General features: G+C 36.2%; 19 protein-coding genes. 12 read left to right on the top strand and 7 right to left on the bottom strand.

From position 1 onward, the window contains the following. The first annotated feature begins 99 nt into the window (after positions 1–99). Positions 100–1,749, top strand: a complete 1,650-nt coding sequence (locus METBO_RS03015; protein ID WP_048186508.1) for an ABC1 kinase family protein — start codon at positions 100–102, stop codon at positions 1,747–1,749. Positions 1,750–1,769: 20 nt separating this feature from the next. On the opposite strand, the gene METBO_RS03010 is transcribed toward METBO_RS03015, so the two are convergent. From METBO_RS03010 to METBO_RS02995, 4 genes are all read right to left on the bottom strand, one after another. Further along, positions 1,770–2,942: a pyridoxal phosphate-dependent aminotransferase gene (locus tag METBO_RS03010; protein WP_013644192.1), complete on the bottom strand. Its 1,173-nt coding sequence runs from the start codon at positions 2,940–2,942 to the stop codon at positions 1,770–1,772. A 389-nt stretch (positions 2,943–3,331) separates the two neighbouring features. Further along, positions 3,332–3,694 (bottom strand): hypothetical protein, encoded by a 363-nt coding sequence (locus METBO_RS03005; protein WP_013644191.1) that lies wholly within the window; start codon positions 3,692–3,694, stop codon positions 3,332–3,334. 182 nt (positions 3,695–3,876) lie between these two features. Further along, positions 3,877–4,575, bottom strand: coding sequence for a DNA repair and recombination protein RadB (radB, locus tag METBO_RS03000; RefSeq protein WP_013644190.1), 699 nt, complete (start codon positions 4,573–4,575; stop codon positions 3,877–3,879). 169 nt (positions 4,576–4,744) lie between these two features. After that, positions 4,745–5,359, bottom strand: a complete 615-nt coding sequence (locus METBO_RS02995) for an L-threonylcarbamoyladenylate synthase (protein WP_013644189.1) — start codon at positions 5,357–5,359, stop codon at positions 4,745–4,747. A gap of 68 nt (positions 5,360–5,427) precedes the next feature. Between METBO_RS02995 and pgsA the strand changes: the two genes are divergently transcribed. From pgsA to METBO_RS02975, 4 genes are all read left to right on the top strand, one after another. Beyond that, the gene (gene pgsA / locus METBO_RS02990) at positions 5,428–6,015 is read left to right on the top strand and encodes an archaetidylinositol phosphate synthase (protein ID WP_013644188.1); all 588 of its coding nucleotides are present in this window, start codon (positions 5,428–5,430) and stop codon (positions 6,013–6,015) included. A gap of 136 nt (positions 6,016–6,151) precedes the next feature. Further along, the gene (locus METBO_RS02985) at positions 6,152–6,385 is read left to right on the top strand and encodes a DUF357 domain-containing protein (protein WP_013644187.1); all 234 of its coding nucleotides are present in this window, start codon (positions 6,152–6,154) and stop codon (positions 6,383–6,385) included. 52 nt (positions 6,386–6,437) lie between these two features. Next, positions 6,438–7,094, top strand: a complete 657-nt coding sequence (locus METBO_RS02980; RefSeq protein ID WP_013644186.1) for a TIGR00153 family protein — start codon at positions 6,438–6,440, stop codon at positions 7,092–7,094. A gap of 13 nt (positions 7,095–7,107) precedes the next feature. Then, complete coding sequence (locus METBO_RS02975; protein WP_013644185.1) at positions 7,108–7,773, top strand: DUF434 domain-containing protein; 666 nt, start codon at positions 7,108–7,110, stop codon at positions 7,771–7,773. Positions 7,774–7,820: 47 nt separating this feature from the next. Here METBO_RS02975 and fbp read toward each other — a convergent pair whose 3' ends face one another. Beyond that, positions 7,821–8,918 (bottom strand): fructose-1,6-bisphosphate aldolase/phosphatase, encoded by a 1,098-nt coding sequence (gene fbp, locus METBO_RS02970; protein WP_013644184.1) that lies wholly within the window; start codon positions 8,916–8,918, stop codon positions 7,821–7,823. 257 nt (positions 8,919–9,175) lie between these two features. Next, positions 9,176–10,165 (bottom strand): homoisocitrate dehydrogenase, encoded by a 990-nt coding sequence (aksF, locus tag METBO_RS02965; protein ID WP_013644183.1) that lies wholly within the window; start codon positions 10,163–10,165, stop codon positions 9,176–9,178. Between the two features lie 310 nt (positions 10,166–10,475). Here aksF and METBO_RS02960 point away from each other — a divergent pair, with 310 nt between their 5' ends. Together METBO_RS02960 and METBO_RS02955 are read left to right on the top strand one after the other, a co-directional pair. Next, positions 10,476–11,036, top strand: a complete 561-nt coding sequence (locus METBO_RS02960; protein ID WP_013644182.1) for a HEAT repeat domain-containing protein — start codon at positions 10,476–10,478, stop codon at positions 11,034–11,036. Between the two features lie 168 nt (positions 11,037–11,204). Beyond that, positions 11,205–12,152, top strand: coding sequence for a malate dehydrogenase (locus METBO_RS02955; protein WP_013644181.1), 948 nt, complete (start codon positions 11,205–11,207; stop codon positions 12,150–12,152). Between the two features lie 140 nt (positions 12,153–12,292). Here the strand turns inward: METBO_RS02955 and METBO_RS02950 are convergent, their stop codons facing one another. Continuing rightward, the gene (locus METBO_RS02950; RefSeq protein WP_013644180.1) at positions 12,293–12,523 is read right to left on the bottom strand and encodes a hypothetical protein; all 231 of its coding nucleotides are present in this window, start codon (positions 12,521–12,523) and stop codon (positions 12,293–12,295) included. 377 nt (positions 12,524–12,900) lie between these two features. Here METBO_RS02950 and pdxT point away from each other — a divergent pair, with 377 nt between their 5' ends. Genes pdxT through METBO_RS02925 form a run of 5 tightly spaced genes read left to right on the top strand, consistent with a single transcriptional unit; the run spans position 12,901 to position 17,728 of the window. Continuing rightward, the gene (gene pdxT / locus METBO_RS02945) at positions 12,901–13,476 is read left to right on the top strand and encodes a pyridoxal 5'-phosphate synthase glutaminase subunit PdxT (protein ID WP_013644179.1); all 576 of its coding nucleotides are present in this window, start codon (positions 12,901–12,903) and stop codon (positions 13,474–13,476) included. Next, a complete protein-coding gene (locus tag METBO_RS02940; RefSeq protein ID WP_013644178.1) occupies positions 13,464–14,381 on the top strand; it encodes a class II glutamine amidotransferase domain-containing protein in 918 nt (305 codons plus the stop codon). Before pdxT ends, METBO_RS02940 begins: the two co-directional genes overlap by 13 nt. Positions 14,382–14,418: 37 nt before the next feature. Beyond that, on the top strand, positions 14,419–15,108 hold the full coding sequence (locus METBO_RS02935; protein ID WP_013644177.1) for a GltB/FmdC/FwdC-like GXGXG domain-containing protein: 690 nt from the start codon (positions 14,419–14,421) through the stop codon (positions 15,106–15,108). 3 nt (positions 15,109–15,111) lie between these two features. Then, the gene (locus METBO_RS02930; protein ID WP_013644176.1) at positions 15,112–16,215 is read left to right on the top strand and encodes a Coenzyme F420 hydrogenase/dehydrogenase, beta subunit C-terminal domain; all 1,104 of its coding nucleotides are present in this window, start codon (positions 15,112–15,114) and stop codon (positions 16,213–16,215) included. Between the two features lies 1 nt (position 16,216). After that, positions 16,217–17,728 carry a glutamate synthase-related protein gene (locus METBO_RS02925; protein WP_013644175.1) on the top strand — a complete coding sequence of 504 codons (1,512 nt, stop codon included), beginning with the start codon at positions 16,217–16,219 and terminating at the stop codon, positions 17,726–17,728. Positions 17,729–17,759 lie beyond the last annotated feature (31 nt).

Raw genomic sequence — 17,759 nt, 5'->3', positions numbered from 1 at the left:
TTGACATTGCTATTTCTTTTTTTATTATTTTTTGTACATAAAACTAAATATTATTCGGGCCATAAGTCTTTATTATTAGATTTAATAATTAGTTAAATGGTGAAGTTCTTGGCAAGCAACGAAAACAATCTAAAAAGGTTAAGAGAAATTCTTAAAGTTCTCTCAAAATATGAATTTGGTTACTTGATCGAAAAAATTAAGCTCAAACACAACATTCCATTTATAGGAAAATCGTATCAGTACGATTCCCTTGAGGAACTTGACGAATCCACCCCTGAAAGATTGCGATTGGTTCTCCAGGAGCTTGGGCCAACCTTTATAAAACTGGGTCAAACACTCAGTACCAGACCAGATCTTGTTGGAAGAAGAATAGCCACAGAATTTACTAAATTACAGGATGATAATCCACCAGTTAGTTTTGATTCAATTAAACAAGTGATTGAACACGAGCTTAAATCTCCAATCAACGAAATATTCGAAACTTTTGATGTAGAACCCCTTGGATCTGCTTCCATTGGACAGGTACACAGGGCCATGCTGAAAACAGGAGAAGAAGTAGCTGTAAAGGTTCGGAAACCCGGTGTTGAAAATGTTATTAAAAATGATCTGGCCATAATGGAATTTTTAGCCAAAAGGGTGGATAGCTACGTTCCCCAGCTTAAAATTTACAATGTTCCAGGAATTGTTGATGAATTTAAACGTTCCATATTCAAAGAAATTGACTACGAAAATGAAGCTCTTAACCTTAAACGATTTAGAAACAACTTCAAAGACGATGCCACAGTTCATGTACCTGCTGTGTACAGTAAATATTCTTCATTAAAAGTTATAACAATGGAACTGGTTGTAGGAACCAAAATTTCTGAAGTGACTGAAGCTGATGGATTCGATCTTAAATTAATTGCTGAACGTGGTGCCATATCCTACTTCAAACAGGTTGTTGAGAATGGATTTTTCCATGCTGATCCACATCCCTCTAACATCTACATTCTAAAGAGAAATGTTGTCTGCTACATTGATTTTGGAATGATGGGAATCATAGATGAGCAATTTAAAACTGAACTTGCAGAACTCATGATATACCTCATAAATAATGATGTGAGTGGCATGATAAGTCAACTCACCTACATGGGTATGATAGATGAAAATGTAGACACGAGATCCCTCAGGTACGACCTTACAGATATGATGTTCAAATATTATGGTACAGAATTAAACGAAGTCCATGGTGGAATGAATGAATTGATAAACATCATGAGGAAGTACCATATTTTCATGCCAAGGGAACTGGTACTGCTTGCCAGAGGTATTGGAATGGTGGAAGAAACTGGACAAAAATTGGATCCAACCTTTAACGCTGTGCAAGTAGGAAAGCCCGTCATAAAAAAGGTTGTGAAGAAAAAATTTTCTCCCCTGACCTTTGCAGACTACCTTAAAAAGAACGTCATCGAAATGGAACACATACTAAAAAATATTCCATTGTCACTCACCAAAACTCTTTACAAACTTGAAGAGGGAGAAATCAGTATTAAAATTGAGCATGAAGGACTTGAAAAAATAACCAACAAAATATCTGTTGCTTTAATTCTTTCCGCGTTATTAATTGGTTCTTCAATGATAATGACCACAGACAATGGAGTGTACTTGATCAAATTCCCATTCCTTGGATTTTTAGGATTTGGTGTAAGTGCTGTGCTGGCTGTTATCCTTGTGATTTCAATTATTAAAGACAGGGGTCTTTCCAAATAAAAAAAAAAGTAGGTTTCTTTTTAACTACCACATAATTTGGATCTCTTTATGGATTCCATACCCTCTAAGAAAGTTTTAGCAAAATAATGCACATCTTCTGGGGGTATTGAAAAACTTACACGAAGATATCTCTCTCCAAACCTTGAACTGGTGTAAGAACCTTCCCTTGTGAATATTTTTCTTTCCAGAAGGTATTCTGAAATTTCGAGGGGAGTAACTCCAGTATTTTTAAGATCTATCGCCAGCATATTTCCCTGTGATGGGTAAACTGGTATGAATGCACCACTTACCTGATCAACCGCGTCTTTAATGATTTTTTGGTTAGAGCGAGTTATATCTGTTATACGGCCCAACCATTGTTTCTTAGATTTTACTGCAGCTAAAGCTCCCCTTTGAGCCACTAGGTTAGTTCCAAGATCGTTTATAACAATGGTTTTTATGGATTTGATCAGTTCTGGAATTCCAATTAATGCTCCAATACGCATACCAGCCATACCATATATTTTCGAGAAACTGTAAACAGTTAATGTGTGTTCTGGTGCGTATTTAGCCATCAAATGATGTTCTTCGGCAAAATCCCTGTATGTTATATCGTGAAGAAGATATATATCGTTGTCCTCTGCTAAATCTGCAAAGTCCTTCAGTTCTTCCTTGTTATACGATGAACCCAATGGATTTAAAGGGTCAACCAGGGATATTAGTTTTGTGTTGGCGTCCATATTTTCCCTTACAAGCTTTGGTGTGAGTTTATATCCACACTCCTTGTTGTAAATGGGAACAGATTTAACATGATCTCCAAATCTACTCGCGAAGTTGTCTATGATCAGGTACCCTGGATCACATGTGATGGTGTTGTTTTCTGGTGCTAATATGTCGTTGCAACAGAGATAAAGGGATTCTGTACCTCCCGCAGTAACAAGAATATCAAATTCTGATTGAAGTCCTAGATCTTCTAGTATCAATTCCTTCAATTCTGGAAATCCTTCAGGCGGAGGATACTTGTTATAATCACGTTTTTTTATACTCTGCATCATTGAATCCATAATTTCGTTCTCATCATGGAGGTGGTTGGTATTTTGACCCATCCAAACCATATCTTCATCGTTGAAAACGTAATCAAAGAAATCATTAGCTGTTTTATAGCCCTTTGGAATCGATTTTGCAGGTCTTGCATATTTTTTTGGTGAAATCATACATCTCACTTGCTTATATAATTACATGTCAAAAAAGTTGATATCTATATGATGTCCATTTAATTTTTTTTTTGAACCTCAAAAAATAATATCAATCTAAACTGTTCAGTTTACATAATGGTTTTTAAAATATCTATTAAAATAATAATCTATTTTTACCTAATTTAAAATTATCGTATTTAATAAAATCAGCCCCAATAGGAATGGTAAATCAAAATCAACTTCATAATTCACCAAAAAAATGTAATAACAATTATCCAACACCAAAATTTAATTCTTAGGGTAAAATCTTAGAATAAGAAAATTCAGTAAATACATTAACAATGTAAATTGTTGGTTCGGTATCTCCGAGTTTCAAGACCCGAGTCCCTAAATTTTATGAAACAAGATCAAGTAGCATTCTTTCCTGTTTGGCTGCTGCCCACATTACTATGTGTTTGTTTTGATGTGGATTTGTTAGTAGTTTTAGATGTCGTGCTTCCATTGTTGTTCTGATTAGATTCTCCAGAATTATTGGAAACTATTGTTGAATGTTTAACTACGGGATTGGTGTAGTTCGTTGTATTGTTGGTTGTATTGGATGTGTTCACTGCTACCGTAGCTACATTTGGTGTCTGTAACAATGGAAACATCATGTACCCCCCAGCAATTCCCAAGACTGCAAACACAGCAACCACTCCCACAAAAAATTTCGTGTTGAGTTGAGATGGTTCTGTTTTTGATTTTGTTTCGCTTGGCATTTTTGTTAACATTTCTTTTCACCGACAAAAAAATCTAGTGATAATAAATGAATATCAAAATTGATTAACATCCTGAAACACTCTATTACAATTTAGAACAGCATTCCAAATATATTTTATGATCAACAAGTCACTGAAAAACGAATTAAATAACGTAACAATCTAAATAAATAAAAAGAAATTAATGAACAAAATCATTCTATGCCACAATCTACAATCCGGAATCTAGTTCTTAAACCTTCAGGCCGGCTTCTATGTCTTTTTAAAGTGGCAGATCTTTCTCCTAGACCATTCGATCGTGCTAGTTCAACCACGACCTTACTCCAATACTTGAGTATAGTTCCTCCAACAGGTTCAATAATTCCATCACCATCAAAAACTGAATAAACATGGTTGGTAATAAGAACTGCAACATCATACTTCCGGGCTATTCTTGACAAAAGTGCCATCTGTTGACCCAATTCACGGTTGATCTGAGTAGAATCTCCCTCCTTTAATCTGTACAGTGCAACTGCAGAATCTAAGATGATGAGTTCAACACATTCTTTTTTGGATTCCAATAAATTTTCAATTTTTTTTATAACGTCTATCTGTTCCTTGAAAGTTGTTGGTTCGAAAATTATGATATTTTCTGCAAAACTCGTGAACTCATTATTTGATATCTGCTTAACCCTCTCAATGGAAAGTCCTCCTTCAGTATCTATGAATATTGCTTTATCACCATTTTGAGCGCATCGAACAAGGAGCTGAAGTGCTATGTTGGTTTTTCCAGATCCTGGAGGTCCATAAAATTGGGTCAAACATCCCTTTTCAATCCCACCACCCATCAAATTATCTAAAGGAGAATCTGTGGGTATTTTTTTAGTTTCATCTAATTCAGATAAAATTTTCATATTTTTCTCCAAGGTCATTTTCAATAAATTTTTTAGGAAAATCCTAATTCCTACTTTGAATTATTTAGTTTAAAAAACTTTAGAAAATGGTCATTTTAATGAATTCCATGATCTACTATGCAATGCTTCAACTAATTCAAATGGAATCTTTAGTATTTGTAATAAATAATCAGAGTAAATTCATTAATGTTTCGTATCCTGCTCCCATTCTTAGGATGATAGGCTTATCACCAGTCATATCCACCACAGTGGAATGGTAGCCATATTTACAAACACCTGCATCGAGTACCAGATCAACAGAATCACCAAGCTGTTCAACCACTTCCTTGGGAGTTTCTGGAACATTCAAACCAGATATATTTGCGCTGGTACTGGTAATAGGGAATTCAGATGCCAAATCACGAGATAATTTGTTGTCAGGAATTCTTATGCCGATCTTATTGGTTCCACCTGTTAACAAAGGAGATATTTGTTCTTTTTTCCTCATGATCACGGTAAAAGGTCCTGGAAAAAGTTGTTCAACAAGTATTTCAGTTTTGTTATCCATGAATGCCACATCATTAATTGCTTCAATTTCAGCTAAACATAAAGATACTGCTTTAGTTTTTAAACGTTTTTTAGTATCGAAAACCTTGGAAACTGCGGATTCATTATATGCATTTGCAGCTATTCCATAAACTGTATCCGTTGGATACACTACTATTTTACCCTGTTTTAAGTATTCCTTAGCCTGTGTTATTGTATCGGGATCTGGATTTTTGTTGTTAATTTTCAAAATTTTCATGACACGTACTTCCCAGAACAAGTCAGTTCCTTCAAAGTATATATCCCTTGAATTCAATAAGTAGTTTTATGCTGAACAGACTCAGACCACAGGTTAAAGTTATTCTAGATCCAGTTGCCAAGAAAATTCGAATCAATCCAAATATTCTAACAATTATGGGACTACTGGTAAGTTTAATAAGTGCATACATGTTTGCAACAGGAAACTTGTTGATGGGCGGATTGTTAATAGCGCTTAGTGGATTTGTTGACATGCTGGATGGAGCTGTAGCAAGAAATAACTATCAAACCACAAAATTTGGTGGTTTACTTGACTCAACTGCCGATAGGTTTGCTGATGCCTTCATACTAATAGGTATCATATACGGTGGATATGTTAACTGGATTTACGGAATCCTAGCTTTACATGCATCCTTAACTGTGAGCTATGTGAGGGCAAGAGCAGAATCAGAAGGCATAAAATGCAACGTGGGAATTGCTGAACGGGCAGAACGTCTAGTTATTATAATGATAGGTGCGTTTCTTAGCTACTTCACAAACATACAAATCTTCAACATGAACTTGCTTGGTATCGCTGTAGTTGTTATAATGATCCTTGGTTATGTAACTGTGATTCAAAGGGTTTATCATTCATGGAAAAACCTGAAGGAAGATTAAAAAATTGTAGAGATCATAATTGATAAGAATCTAACACCAACCAATTTATTAAATATAATTTTTTTCTCAAAACTATAGTACATAAAATATACTTCAAACATAGATCAAATCATTTAAAATAGGTATGGGATGTATCATGGATGCTGTTGAAAGAATTGAAAAGGATATCGTACTGTTTGCAAAAAATATAAAAGAAATAGAGTCCATAGAAATTCATGAAAAGGATGTTCAGGTCATTGAAATGGCCAAAAATTACAGGAAAGACACGGATTATTATCTTGAAAAGAAGGATTATTTAACATCATTTGGTTGTATAACATATGCCCATGGACTTTTAGATGCTGTACGTCTCATGCACGAATTAATATAAATTCTTATTGAATCGTTTATGATTTAAAAATAAATGGCAAAATGGGATAAAAATGAAAAACCTGTTTAAAAGGGAATCAAAGGTAGAGGAATACTCTAAAGACCATGTTGAAACGGTTTACCGGTGTGTAAACCAGTTAAATGTACTCATGAAACATTTTTATGAGAACGATTTTGAATCCATAGAAAAAACAGCACAGGAAATTGCTGATTTAGAACACGAAGCAGATATTATTCGTAGAAAAATGGAAATAGAATTTTTTAATGGAGCTTTTCTACCATTTGACAGGGAAGATCGGATAATCCTAGCAGAAGAAGTTGATAGTGTAGCAGATATGACTGAAGAAACTGGTTTTGGAATTTGTTTAAGCAAAATCAACTTTCCAACTATCTACAAAACAGACTTCATGGAACTCACAGAATCAGTTCAGAACACTGTATCTGCTCTGAAAAAATGCATCGAACTTTTAAGTGAGGATCTTGGACAAGCCCTTGACACTGCCCACGAAGTTGAAAGTCTAGAAGATGTGGTTGACAAAATCGAACGAAAAATACTAAGAAGGCTTTACGAGGATTATAAAAAGGGTGAAATAGATATTTTAACCCATATAGAACTTAAAAGTACTGTATTAAGAATTGGAAACATAGCTGATCGTGCAGAAAATGCTTCGGACAGAGTTCCCATAATTGTAGCCAAAAGAAAGGGATAAAAATTACCCCATTATGAAAAATAAACTTCTAAACAATGCTGCTTATGATTTAAAATTTCTGTTAAATAGGGGTTACAGAAAGAAAGGTGCTTTAAATTTTGTTTCTAATAAATACCTGTTAAATAAAGATGAAAGGAATTATTTATTTCGGAGAACTTTTTCTGATAGTAAATCCATCTCAAGAAAGGGAAAAATTATTTCTTTAGATGAAATTGTTGGAAGAAATATTTTTGTTGATGGCTACAACGTTTTAATTACTTCTGAAATTATCATCAACCAAGAATACGATTCACTTGTCATGTGTGATGATGGAGTTTTAAGGGATTTAAAGGCTGTTTTTGGTAAATATAACATGGACATAAACACAGAAAAAGTTATGTTAGCTGTTACAAATCTTATGAACCAGCATCACCCACTTTTTATTAATTTTCTCTTCGACAGTCCAGTTAGCAAAAGTGGAGAACTTGCAAAGTTAACCAACTCTATTTTAGAAGATCACAGAGTAAACGGAACTGCTGAAACAGTTCGTAATGTGGATTATGAACTTGTAAAAAGATCGAATGCATCGTGCGGAGTAGTTGCAACTAGCGATGGTGTAATAATGGATCGTGTTGAAAATATCTTAGATATTCCTTACTGGTTTTGTATGGAGAATAACTGTTCAAAGAATTTAGAATAAAAATTAGGATTTGTTTTGGTATAAAATAAAAAAAAGTGGAAGATGGATTAATCCATGTCTTCCATTCTGTCTTCTAGCATCTTTAGAACACCTGGAAGACTGGTGTATTCCATTTCGTCAGCAGGTAATCTGTGTGGTTCGAATGGTCCATGTCTTCTCATGTACTCTGCCACCTCTGATGCAAGATCCCTTGATCTGTCAAATGCTGGATCATCAAACATGTCTAATGGTCCCACAAGTTCAGAATTGTTTATTTGGAATCCAAGTGCTATTACACGTGGTGGTCCATCAAATCTGACAGGATTAGCATTTCTCTGGGCTACGGGCATTAAAGGACCGTTATGTGAACCTCTCATCCATCCACTTACTAGGTGTGGGAATGCGAATGGTTCCACAACTTCTCCAGCTGCCGGGAATCCTGATTGTGCTCTTACAACTGCCACAGGGTCATCTTTACCTATATACTGGCCTGCCATAAGGTTTAATCTTTCTGTACTTACTGAAGCTGCGATTTCATTGTCACTTCTTCTTGAGATGTGTTTAATTACATATCTTCCTGTTGATCCGAGTAGTGCTAATGCATCGTACATTTCATCTGGACAGGACATGGTAACTTTTTTGTGTTCGATTACATCGAATATTTCAAAGTCATAACCTCCGTGTAGGGAAGGGTCTATTACAAGTCCTGCTGTGTTGAATGGGTCAGCAAACATCTTAAAGAGAGGCATGTTAAATGCACCTGGTTCTGTTTTATCACAACAGAAAATAATCACAGGGTCAGATGGTCTTTCTTTAAATTCCATTTCAGCACATCCAGGACCCATGCCCTTAATGTTACCTGAGAAAGTGTCTGAAAGAAGGTCTTGGCCTGCACCATAGAGTTTAAGGCTTTTTGCTACTTGAGTAGCTTCTAAAAATGCGTTCCATGCTAGTTCATGAACTTCTTCATTTTCTTCACCGTTTCTGTGGGTCATGATCAAGTCTATATCATCACCACAACTGGTTATATGATAGTCCACAAGAAGTTCTGATTCTTTTGCTTTAGCTAGTACCTCGTCACATTTATTTTTTAAAGCGACATGAGTTTTTGCATGTCCTGCTATACTACCAACATCTGCTTTAATTACACTAATAGTAGTTTTCATATGTTATACCTCCAAAAATTATCATAAAATTGTTAAAACAGCATTATATAGGCAAATTCAAGGTGTTGAAGGCTGGTATTTAATCCATCCAATATTTAAAACTGACCTAAAAACAGCCTAAGCTGTCAATATTAACCTATCCTATTAATTAGTTTATGAAATGAAATCCTTATAAAAGTTACTATAAGTTCATCCTTGGAACTCACATTCTGCAAACAAAAAAATGGATTCAATTCTTATTTAAAGCTATAACACAATTAAATAAGTTTTGATCGAATTTCATTGGCCATTTCAATTGTTTTAGATGATCCACCAAGATCCGGCGTTGTAACCTTGGAACTGCTCAACACATCTAAAAGTGCATTCTCAAGTTCTTGAGCTTGTTCAGCCTCACCAAGATAATCCAACATCATAACAGCTGATAAGATCATTGCTGAAGGATTTGAAATTCCTTTGCCTGCAATATCCGGTGCAGAACCATGAACAGGTTCAAAAAGTGCATTATCATCCCCAATATTTGCGGAAGGTGCTACACCCAATCCACCTACTAATCCTGCACCCTCATCAGAGAGTATATCTCCAAAAAGGTTTGTTGTAACCATCACATCAAAGATTTGGGGTTTAGAAACCATGAACATGGCCGCAGCATCAACGTACTTTTCATCGGTTTCTATTTCTGGATATTCTTCTGAAACTTTGAGAAACTCCCCACGAAAAATTCCATCTGTTTTCTTGAGCACGTTAGCCTTATGAACAGCTGTAACCTTTTTTCTCCCCAATTTTATGGACTGATCAAATGCAAATCTACATATTCTTTCAGAAGCAACCTTGGTAATTACCCTAGTTGCAATTGCACCTTCTGGGGTGTACTCTTCAATTCCAGAGTAAAGACCTTCACTATTTTCCCTGACAATTAAAATATCAAGGTCTTTGTATAACGAATCAATACCATCATATGATTTTACTGGCCTTAGGTTTGCATAGAGGCCCAATTCTTTTCTAAGGGTTATTATGGCACTTTTCATTCCAGGAACTGTTGTAACAGCTCCAAAAAGTGTGGCGTCAGATTTTTTTGCAAGCGAAATTGTCTCTTCAGGGATGGTTGTTCCAGTTTTTTTGTAACATTCCTCTCCAGCATCGGCTGTTGTGTAATCAAAATTCAAATCTAAAGCATCAATAATATGAAGTACAGCATCGGTAACCTCAGGCCCAACACCGTCTCCTGGAATAACAGTTAAAGTGTACAAATCATCATCCCCTATTTTTTTTATTAAATAATAAAATTAAAGGCATAATTATATCATACTGTATATATTAATTTAATCATAAAAATGATATTGATTTAGTGGGAAAAGTTAATGGTTGTGTTTGGTTCCGTTGAAACTAATGTGTAAACCGTATTAATTCCATCGATACGGCTTAATTAATTGAACTACTAATTCTGTTACATCAAAAAGTTTATTCTTAATGAGATACATAAAGTAACAAAATGTGTTTTTTAATGAACGAATTTTTTTGATTGCTAAATTTTTTTAATTGAATCATGGGGATATGAAAATGGAACGTGAAGCAAATATTGAAAGACTCATACAGACCCTTAAAGATGATGATGAATTGGTGCAAACTCAGGCCATGGGACTTTTAGAGGAAATTGGAGAACCCGCTGTGGATAAACTAATGATTGCTGCCGATGATGATGATAAAGATATTCGGAAAGGATCTATACGCGTTCTAGGAATAATAGCTGATCCAAGTGCAATTGATGTACTAATAGAATCCTTGAATGATCCCAACAAATGGGTTAGGAGGGAAGCTTCCACTGCACTCGGAAATATGGGTGATCCTGCAGTTGATCCTCTGATTAAAACTCTTAAAGATGAAAATTGGCGTGTTCGTGGAGGAGCAGCATGGGCTCTGGGTAAAATAGCTAATAAAAAAGCTGTTGAACCTCTAATTGTAGCTATGGATGATGAAAGTGGCTTTGTTCGAGGAGGAGCAGCATGGGCACTTGGAAACATGGGGGATGAAAGGGGAATTGAACCCCTTAAAAAAGCTTTAAATGATAAAAGCAGTTATGTTAGAAGGGTTTCTCAGAAATTTTTAGACAAACTGGAATAAATTAACAAATTTCAGGTAGAAGTATATTGAAATTCGATAGTTAGTGGAATGGACAGCTATTCCATTCATCTAATTTTATAATAGAATCAAATTAAAATTTAGTATCTATCAAGATAACCAGAAGTTATCTGAATCATATTTTTATATCAAAGGAGAGGGGTGATACATTTGAAAGTTAGTGTAATTGGAGCATCTGGAAGAGTTGGTAAAGCAGCAGCATTCTGCCTTGCGGAAGAAAACTCTGTGAACAATTTAGTGCTTATCTCAAGAAAGGAAAGCTTTGATAAAGTTGAAGGAGAGGCTCTTGATATGTACGATGCATTGGCTGCTAAAGATGTTAATGTGAAGATCACGGCCTCATATGATTTTGAAGATGTAAAAAATTCTGACATTGTGGTTCTAAGTGCAGGACAACCAAGAAGCTCTGGAATGTCTAGAATGGACGTTGCCGTACCAAATGCTAAGATAGTGGCAGAATATGCCCGTGCAATTGCCAAGTTTGCACCAGAATCAGTTATACTCGTTGTAACCAACCCTGTAGATATAATGACTCATGTAGCTTTAAAAGCTTCTGGATTTGATAAACATAAGGTATTTGGTCTGGGAAACCATTTAGATTCTTTAAGACTGAAAAATCTCATATCTCAACACTTCAATATCCATGTAAGTGAGATACACACCAGGGTAATGGGTGAACATGGAGATAACATGGTTCCAATAATGAGTTCCACATCCATAGGAGGCATACTTCTTAAATATTTCAAGGGCTATGATGATTTTGACATGGACAGAACAGTAGAAAAGGTTAAAAATGCAGGTAACTACGTGATCAAGAAGAAGGGAGCTACAGAGTACGGACCAGCATTTGCAATTTCTAATATAGCCATGATTGTTTTGAATGACGAAAAGAAAATATTGACTGTGAGTGCGCTTTTAGATGGGGAAATTGAAGGTGTAAAAGATGTATGCCTTGGAGTTCCAGTCAAGTTGGGTATTGATGGGATTGAAAGAATAATTCCAATAATCATGACAGAAAGAGAAAGGAAAGCCTTTTTAAAAGCAGCAGAGGAAGTTAAAACTAAAACTGAAGAAGTTATGAATGCGATAGATCTTTGAATGATAAAAGTTTGAAATTAGTAACCAGCTAAAATTGGTACATATAATATATGAATAGATCTCTTAAATTCCTTAACATGATCATGTTTTAAAAAAGTAAAAAAAATGATTCAGATAGAATTGAATCATTTAGAACTTATTTAACCTGTTGAAGTAGTATTGTTCCCACTTGGTGTGTTATTTTTTGGTGTGTTGTTCTTTACTGGTGTGACTGTATTTTTTTGTGTTGTCGCTCCCGTTGTTGCATTTGTGGAGTTGTTACTTATATTTAATGTAACGTTACCTGCTCCTTGATACAATCCTATAACGTACCCAACTACACCGGCAACTGCTACTAAAACAACAATTAATATAACGAGTTTTTCGTCCATTGTTACCTCCTGATAAATATCTTGATCTTTATCTAATTTTAATAAATATAATAATAGATTGAGTGTAATTATTATTAAGATTTGCACATGCTATATAAATTTAATTGATCATGAAATAAATTATTTATAAATAATAATGTTAAATTGAAAAGTTTATATAAGTGTTCAGTTATATAAGATATATAAGTACTAAATTGAACATTGTATAAATTTAATAGAATATAGAAATATTAGTTCAACATTTCTTGTAGGGCGATTTTTACGGAAAATATTTTCCGGTAATTATATATGATATATTCATCTAATAAGATCACCTTAAAAAGTTTACAAAGGAATATAACGACTTTAAAGGACGATCTTAGAGAGTTGGATTATAAATGATAAGTATAGGAATATTAGACTTACAAGGAGATGTTTCTGAGCATTTTGAGGCTACTAAAAAAGCTTTGAGCAGTATGGATATTGAAGCCAATATTCTGAAGGTTAAAACTGTTGAAGATCTTTCCATGTGCAACGGACTTATCATTTCCGGGGGAGAAAGCACAGTAATAGGTAAACTTATGGAAAAAACTGGCCTTAAAACAGCAATAATAGAAAAAAATATCCCTGTATTAGGGACTTGTGCTGGGTTAGTACTGCTTGCAACAGAAACAGATTATGAACAGCCATTACTCGGCCTTATTGACATGAAAGTCAAAAGAAACGGTTTTGGCAGACAAAAAGCATCTTTCGAAAATGAAATAGAAATTTTCGGCTATAAATATGAAGGAGTGTTCATAAGAGCACCCTACATAGAAAAGTTAAACAATGGAAAAGTATTGGCCAGGGTTAACAATAAAATAGTTGCGGTTGCATCTGGAAAACATGTTGCCACGGCCTTCCATCCAGAACTCACTGAAGATACAAAGATTCATGAGTACTTCATAAAGGAGGTATTAAAGTGTGTGGAATAGCAGGAGTAGTATACAAAGATAAAAAGCTTCATCACGTGGGTGATGACCTCACAAAGATGTTAGATGCATTACAACACAGAGGACCAGATTCCGCTGGTTTAGCCATATACGGCGGGCTTGGATTAAAAGAAAATGAATATCTCCTAAACATAGAAGTTAAGGAGAAACACGGCCTTCTAGAAGCAGTTAAAGAAACTGTGAATACTGCTACACCAATAAAAAAAGAGGAAATCATTCCATCAGTTGAAAATTACATGATATACCGCTGCAAAATTGGTTTAAGTTCTTTTTCAGAGTTAAAACCATTGATCATGGATATCGACAAAATTGACAATGTGACAGTACTCAACGGGGCACATTCATTTGAAATGATAAAAGATGTTGGTTTAGTAAAGGACATTGCTGCTAGGTACGATACAACATCAAAAATGGGAACTCATGGAATTGGACACACAAGATTTTCAACTGAAAGTCTGGTTGACAGGTATCATGCACACCCATTCCAGAGTTACATTATTCCCGACATAACAGTCGTACACAACGGCCAAATAACCAACTACTGGAAAATAAGGGATCCTCTAGAACGTAAAGGCCACATATTCGAAACAAATAACGACACAGAATGTATTGTGCACTACATAGCAGACAAACTATCTGAAGGATACAAACTCGAAGAGGCTCTTGAACAATCTGTTAAAGATATGGATGGTCCATTTTCATACATAGTTGGAACACCCAATGGGGTTGGAATTGCAAAGGATCAGCTGGGACTCAGACCTGGAGTGATGGCTGAAAACAACGAAGTCTTTGCCATAGCATCTGAAGAAGTGTCCCTAAGAGAAGTTATGGACACCCACGACATAGATCAGATAGCCCCTGGAGAAACAAGATCTTACACAATATAACGACCAAAAGGCATATAAAAAGATTTAGGTGATTAATATGAGTGAATTTATTATCAATGCCGAAAACCAACCCCCAAGGGAAGTTAATCGTGACATTAGAAAAGCTGCAGTTGATTACGACAGTATTGTTGTGAAAAATCCGAATGCAATGCACTACATTGCAGCGGGATTGATCGAACCTGTTGAAATTGTTATTGACGGATCAGCAGGTTACTTTGCAGGAACAATGATTGACGGCGCCAAAATACACATAACCGAAAATGCAGGGTGGTTCCCTGGCGACAACATGACATCTGGTGAAGTCATAATAGATGGATCAGCAGGGGATGGAGTAGGACAAGGAATATACGGAGGAACCGTAACTGTTAAAAGAGACGTAGGCTCAAGAACTGGCGAAATAATGAAAGGCGGCACCATAATAGTTGGTGGAAATTCTGGATTTATGACCGGACTGTTCATGATGGGCGGACGCATCATAATCCTAGGAGATGTCTCTCAAGACGCTGGTGAATCCATTATCAGGGGAGCAATATACGTTCGTGGAAGTGTTGAGAGCCTTGGTAAAAATGCTAAAATAGATGAACTGAACAATGATGATCTCACGGAACTCAAAGAACTACTACCAGAGTACGGGTTCGATCTATCTGAAAAAGATTATGAATCCTTTAAAAAAATTGTTCCAAGATCTAACAGACCATTCTACGGCAAAGAATCTGAGGAGGGATGAACTATGGAAAACAGTAGCAAAGAAAAAGTTGCAGTTGTTGGAACTCCCTGCCACATGGTGGCTGCAAGCAAACTCGAAAAGTTTTCAGATGTACTTGGAAATTCACCAATCGATATTAAAATCGGACTTTTCTGCATGGAAAACTTTTCATACAGTTCAATCAAGAAGCTCTTGGATAAAAACAACATAGATATGAACGATATCCAAGAATGCAGGGTAGAAAAAAATTACATGTGGTTCTACCTAAACGAAGACAAAATTTTCAAAGTACCCCTTAACAAAGCTAAATCATGCATACGAAAAAACTGCAACATCTGTATGGATTTCACATCTGAACTATCAGACATTTCAGTAGGTTCTGTGGGATCTGAAGAGGGATGGTCCACAGTGATTGTTAGAAGCGATAAAGGATTAGAATTCCTAAAAAACGCAGAAAAAGACAGTTACATCGAAACCAAACCAATAGATGAAAAAGGTATAAAGCTGATTGAAAACCTTTCTAACAAGAAGATGAAAGAAAATATAGAGGAAATTCAAAGGCGTGAGCTTGTTGGAAGGCCAGTTATATACAGAAGGCAGATGCCGATCAGGGAATACTACGAAGAAATAGAAAACTGTCAATTCAACGATCTAAAGGGAGATGTGATAGACATAGGAGCATGCGTACTTTGTGGAGCATGTGATTATGTTTGTCCAGAAGGAATCATAAAGATCGATGACAGAAAACCTCAGTTAACTGGAAAGTGCCCTGAAGGATGTAACCTGTGTTACATGGCATGTCCAAGGACCTACGTTCCAGACGATATTATGACCACAGATGCCGATAAAAAACCACTCGGCGACTATTTAAAAATAGTTTCAGCCAAAGCTCCAATGTTAAATGGTCAGGATGGAGGTGTTGCTACAGCACTTCTAAACTACGCATTAGCTAAAAATGTCGTGGATGATGTGATTGTGGTAGACAAGAACTCCAAAGAACCATGGAAACCAGAACCTAAATTAACCAACAATGTAGCAGATGTTCTGAAAGCTGCTGGAACCAAATATTCAGCATGCACAATTTTCACACCACTTAAAGATTTAAATAAGGGAAAGGGAGGAATGTAAATTGCCATTTAAAGTTGAAAGGGATCATAATCTCTGCAAAAGAGAATTCAACAGACCAGGATGCTGCTGGTACATGTGCGATAACAGGGACGAAGAACTGTGTAAAAACTGTTACTCATGTTTTAACAACTGTCCACACGATGTATACGAAATAATTGACGACGAACCATACCCACTTCATCATGAAAACTGTGTAGGATGCAGAATATGCGAAGAAATGTGTCCAAACAATGCAATAGAAGTTAACGCAGTTCCAGAAGACAGAAGAAATGTGTGGACACAATCAGATATTGTTGAAATAGGCAGAAAATCTGAAACTGGTTCATACAAAGTACGAGGCTGTGGAGCTACCAGGGTAATCCCGACCTTTGATGACCTGGTTGTTATTCCAGCTCAGGTTTCAAGACCTCCAATAGACAAATACAGGGAACCATGCAACACAAAAGTCACATTAGGAGCCAGATTCGCGGAAAATCCCCTCGTTATAGACACTCCAATAATGATTGCTGCAATGTCCTTCGGTGCGCTCAGTAAAGAGGCCAAAATATCCCTTGCCATGGGTGCAACACTCGCAGGAACCGCAACCAATACTGGAGAAGGAGGTATGCTTCCGGAAGAGAGAAGATATGCATCTAAACTCATAGCACAGTACGCATCTGGTAGGTTTGGAGTTTCAGCCAAGTACCTAAACAACTCAGAAGCGGTGGAAATCAAAATAGGTCAAGGTGCCAAGTCTGGTATGGGCGGTCATTTACTTGGTGAAAAGGTTACTGCAGATGTTTCAAGAATCAGAATGATTCCAGAAGGTACAGATGCACTGAGCCCTGCACGACACATGGACATTGTAGGTCCTGAAGATCTTTCCATGAAAATATCCCAACTCCGTGAAATTACTGACTGGAAGGTTCCAATCATTGTTAAATTTACATCTGGTCGTGTGAGTGACGATGTAAAGATAGCAGCAAAAGCCGGGGCAGACATCATAGTTGTTGATGGAATGCAAGGAGGAACAGGAGCAGGACCTGACGTCGTTACAGAACATTCAGGTGTGCCAACCATAGCTGCAATTGTTGAAGCAGATGAAGCTTTAAAACAAATTAATTTACGTAGTAAAGTAAATCTTGTTGCAGGAGGAGGCATAAGAAATGGTGCCGATGTTGCAAAAGCAATTGCACTCGGTGCTGATGCAGTTTATATAGCTACTGCTGCACTGGTATCAATTGGATGCAGAGTATGTCAGATGTGTTTCGCTGGAACATGTAGAAAAGGAATTGCAACACAAAATCCACAGCTTAGAAGGCGTTTAGATTATATTGAAGGTGGAAAAAGAGTTGCAAGATACATCGAAGCCATGACAGAAGAAGCCGTGATGCTAACACAACAAGCAGGTAATACAGATCTGTTAAAACTCGAGAAAGATGATTTAAGGGCACTAACTTTAGAATCATCCACCCTCACAGGAGTCAAAATGGCAGGACTGGAAAAACCATTCAAATACAAAGGAATCATCTGATTCCTACCACTTATTTTTTTTTATAATTCTT

Origin of the sequence: Methanobacterium lacus (assembly GCF_000191585.1) — an archaeon.
GTDB lineage: Archaea > Methanobacteriota > Methanobacteria > Methanobacteriales > Methanobacteriaceae > Methanobacterium_B > Methanobacterium_B lacus.
Note: the sequence above shows the minus strand (reverse complement) of the source record. Positions and strands in the feature narration are given on the sequence as shown.

What these genes read in the sequence shown, in the direction of transcription:
- METBO_RS02960 (WP_013644182.1), top strand. Translation starts at nt 10,476, where the DNA reads ATGGAACGTGAAGCAAATATTGAAAGACTCATACAGACCCTTAAAGAT.
- METBO_RS02930 (WP_013644176.1), top strand. Translation starts at nt 15,112, where the DNA reads ATGGAAAACAGTAGCAAAGAAAAAGTTGCAGTTGTTGGAACTCCCTGC.
- radB (WP_013644190.1), bottom strand. Translation starts at nt 4,575, where the DNA reads ATGAAAATTTTATCTGAATTAGATGAAACTAAAAAAATACCCACAGAT.
- METBO_RS02975 (WP_013644185.1), top strand. Translation starts at nt 7,108, where the DNA reads ATGAAAAATAAACTTCTAAACAATGCTGCTTATGATTTAAAATTTCTG.
- METBO_RS02985 (WP_013644187.1), top strand. Translation starts at nt 6,152, where the DNA reads ATGGATGCTGTTGAAAGAATTGAAAAGGATATCGTACTGTTTGCAAAA.
- METBO_RS03005 (WP_013644191.1), bottom strand. Translation starts at nt 3,694, where the DNA reads ATGTTAACAAAAATGCCAAGCGAAACAAAATCAAAAACAGAACCATCT.
- METBO_RS02980 (WP_013644186.1), top strand. Translation starts at nt 6,438, where the DNA reads ATGAAAAACCTGTTTAAAAGGGAATCAAAGGTAGAGGAATACTCTAAA.
- METBO_RS02935 (WP_013644177.1), top strand. Translation starts at nt 14,419, where the DNA reads ATGAGTGAATTTATTATCAATGCCGAAAACCAACCCCCAAGGGAAGTT.
- pdxT (WP_013644179.1), top strand. Translation starts at nt 12,901, where the DNA reads ATGATAAGTATAGGAATATTAGACTTACAAGGAGATGTTTCTGAGCAT.
- pgsA (WP_013644188.1), top strand. Translation starts at nt 5,428, where the DNA reads ATGCTGAACAGACTCAGACCACAGGTTAAAGTTATTCTAGATCCAGTT.
- METBO_RS02995 (WP_013644189.1), bottom strand. Translation starts at nt 5,359, where the DNA reads ATGAAAATTTTGAAAATTAACAACAAAAATCCAGATCCCGATACAATA.
- fbp (WP_013644184.1), bottom strand. Translation starts at nt 8,918, where the DNA reads ATGAAAACTACTATTAGTGTAATTAAAGCAGATGTTGGTAGTATAGCA.
- METBO_RS02950 (WP_013644180.1), bottom strand. Translation starts at nt 12,523, where the DNA reads ATGGACGAAAAACTCGTTATATTAATTGTTGTTTTAGTAGCAGTTGCC.
- METBO_RS03010 (WP_013644192.1), bottom strand. Translation starts at nt 2,942, where the DNA reads ATGATTTCACCAAAAAAATATGCAAGACCTGCAAAATCGATTCCAAAG.